The sequence below is a fragment of the Streptomyces sp. NTH33 genome (assembly GCF_003236365.1).
GTDB lineage: Bacteria > Actinomycetota > Actinomycetes > Streptomycetales > Streptomycetaceae > Streptomyces.
Genome location: NZ_POTZ01000662.1, coordinates 1 through 2,881 on the forward strand (window position 1 = coordinate 1; position 2,881 = coordinate 2,881).

At 73.0% G+C, this 2,881-nt stretch carries 2 protein-coding genes; one reads left to right on the top strand and one right to left on the bottom strand.

Going from position 1 to position 2,881, the window contains the following annotated elements; translation table 11 throughout:
* Window positions 1-60: 60 nt before the first annotated feature.
* Window positions 61-1,146, top strand: a complete 1,086-nt coding sequence (locus C1I97_RS34580; protein WP_111006931.1) for an LLM class flavin-dependent oxidoreductase — start codon at window positions 61-63, stop codon at window positions 1,144-1,146.
* A 7-nt stretch (window positions 1,147-1,153) separates the two neighbouring features.
* On the opposite strand, the gene C1I97_RS34585 is transcribed toward C1I97_RS34580, so the two are convergent.
* The coding region (locus C1I97_RS34585) for a putative bifunctional diguanylate cyclase/phosphodiesterase (protein WP_111006932.1) at window positions 1,154-2,881 on the bottom strand (1,728 nt) is incomplete at its 5' end.

Below are 2,881 nucleotides of genomic sequence, written 5' to 3' on the forward strand. Positions count from 1 at the left end.
AAGCAACGGCACCCTGTTGACACCGGTCGGAAAAGCGAACGGCGAAAACAGGAGGCACCGGTGGCAGACGAGATCAGGGGAACGACCCACGGAACCGCCCCCGTCCCCCTGTCCGTACTGGACCTCGTCACCGTGGGCGCGGGCCACACCGCGACCGACGCCCTCAGGACCAGCGTCGCCCTGTCAGCCCTCGCAGAGACCCGTGGCTACCACCGCTACTGGGTCGCCGAACACCACTCCATGCCCGGCGTCGCCTCCTCCTCACCGGCGGTGATCCTCGCCCACCTCGCCGCCCACACCCACCGCATCCGCCTCGGCTCCGGCGGAGTCATGCTCCCCAACCATGCCCCCCTGGTCATCGCGGAGCAGTTCGGCACCCTGGAGGCCATGGCCCCCGGCCGTATCGACCTCGGCCTCGGCCGGGCCCCCGGCACGGACGGCGCCACCGCCGCCGCCCTGCGCCGCACCGAGCGGCTGAGCGAAGGCGCGGACGACTTCCCCCAGCAGCTCGCCGAGCTGACCCGCTTCCTCGACGACGACTTCCCCGACGGCCACCCCTACCGCCGTATCCACGCCGTCCCCGGCCCCGTCCAGGGCACCTCGCCGGGCGGCGTGCAGTCCCTGCACCGACCGCCGATCTGGCTGCTGGGCTCCTCCGGGTTCAGCGCCCGCCTCGCCGGCACGCTCGGCCTGCCCTTCGCCTTCGCCCACCACTTCTCCGCGCAGAACACCCTCCCCGCCCTCGACCTGTACCGCGAGTCCTTCCGGCCGAGCGCGGTGCTCGACGCCCCGTACGCCCTGATCGGCGTCGCCGCGCTCGCCGCCGACGAGGAGAAGGAGGCCCGCCGCCAGGTGCTGGCCGCCGCGCTGAACATGGTCCGGCTGCGCACCGGACGCCCCGGCCTCGTCCCCACTCCCGAGGAGGCGGAGGCGTACGAATTCAGCACGATGGAGCGGGAGTTCGTCGCATCCTGGAACGCGAACGTCGTGCACGGCACCCCCGACGAGGTCCGCGCCGGCCTCGACGACCTGCACCAGCGCACCGGCGCCGACGAGTTGATGATCACGAGCAACGCGCACAGCGGCGACATACGCCTGCGCAGCTACGAACTCATCGCCGACGCCTACGGTCTGCCCGGGAACTGAGCGAGGCTCAGCACCGGCTGTCCAGCAGCTCGGAGATGCGGTCCGGCGGCACCGGCCGGGAGTACAGCCACCCCTGTCCGGTGTCGCAGCCGATCCGGCGTAGCCGGCTGGCCTGGTCGCAGGTCTCCACGCACTCGGCGGTGACGGTGAGCCCCAGCCGGTGGGCGAGCTGGACCATCGCCTCCACGATGACCTCGTCCGCGGGGCTCGGCCGCCCCGCCGCACCCTCCCGCTCCTCGTGCTGGAAGCCCCGTACGAAGGAACCGTCCAGCTTCAGCGCCGACACCGGCAGCCGGCTGAGGTAGGCGAGGTTGGAGTAGCCGGTGCCGAAGTCGTCGATGGCGATGTGCACGCCCATGTCGCTCAGCGCCCGCAGGGCCTGGAGCGGCCGGCCGGCCGAGCCCATCACCGCCGACTCGGTCAGCTCCAGTTGCAGCAGGTGCGGCGCCAGCCCGGTCTCGGCCAGCACCTCGGCCACGTCCGCGACCAGGTCGGAGTCCCACACCTGGCGGACCGCGACGTTGACGCTGACGAAGATCGGCGGCTCGTCCGGGTGGTCCAGCTGCCAGCGGCGGGCCTGGCGGCAGGCGGTGGCCAGGATCCAGCGGCCCAGCGGCACGATCGAGCCGTCCTCCTCCGCCAGTGCGATGAACCGATTCGGCGTCAGCGTGCCGAACTGCGGATGCCGCCAGCGCACCAGGGCCTCCACCCCGCGCAGCCGCCCGTCGTCCATGCCGACCAGCGGCTGGTACTCCAGGGTGAACTCACCGCGTTCGACGGCCGCGCGCAGTGAGGAGACCAGGGCCTGGCGGGTCATGCGGTGCGCGTTGCGCTCCGGGTCGAACAGGGTCCAGCGGGCCCTGCCGTCCGCCTTCGCCCAGTACAGCGTCGTGTCGGCCGCCTGCATCAGCGCGGTGGCCGACGTCCCGGCCGCGTGCCGTTCGACCACGCCGATGGAGGCCGACACCGACAGGCGCCGGCCGGAGACCTCGAACGGCGTCTGCAGGGCCGCGAGCACCGATTCCGCCAGCTCCGCGAGCTGCTCGGTGCCGGTCGAGTCCTCCACGAGCAGCGCGAACTCGTCGCCGCCGAGCCGGGCCACCAGCGGGGCGCTCGTGCGGCCGTGGCCGGCCTCGTCCGCGCACCGGGTCAGCCGTTCGGCCACGGCCGCGAGCAGCCGGTCGCCGGTCCGGTGGCCGAGGGTGTCGTTGACCGCCTTGAAACCGTCCAGGTCCAGGTAGCACAGGCCGATCCGGCCGCTCCCGCCGCGTTCGTACGACTCCGCCTCCAGCGCGGCCGACAGGCGCTCGAAGAACAGGGTGCGGTTGGGCAGCCGGGTCACCGGGTCATGGTTCTGCAAGTGCCTCAGCCGGTCCTGGAGTTCGCGCCGGGCGCTGATGTCGGCGACGGACAGCAGCACGTCCGGGGACTCCGGCGCCAGGGGAGCGACGGTGATCTGGACCCACAGGCAGTGGCCGTCGGGATGTTTCAGGCGGCGGACGCAGCGCAGCCGGGCCTGCCCGCCGTGCAGCACCTCGTGGTAGGCGTGCCGGGTCCGGGCGTCGGAGGTCAGGTCCACCAGATCGGCGGCCGGCTGCCCGGTGAACTCCTCGGGACCGCCGCCGAACAGCGCGCCGAAGGTGTCGTTGGCGCCGACCACCAGGCCGTCGCGGTCGACGACGGCCATGGCCAGCGGCGCGGCGGAGAAGGCAGAACGGCTGCCTTCCGCCCGTCC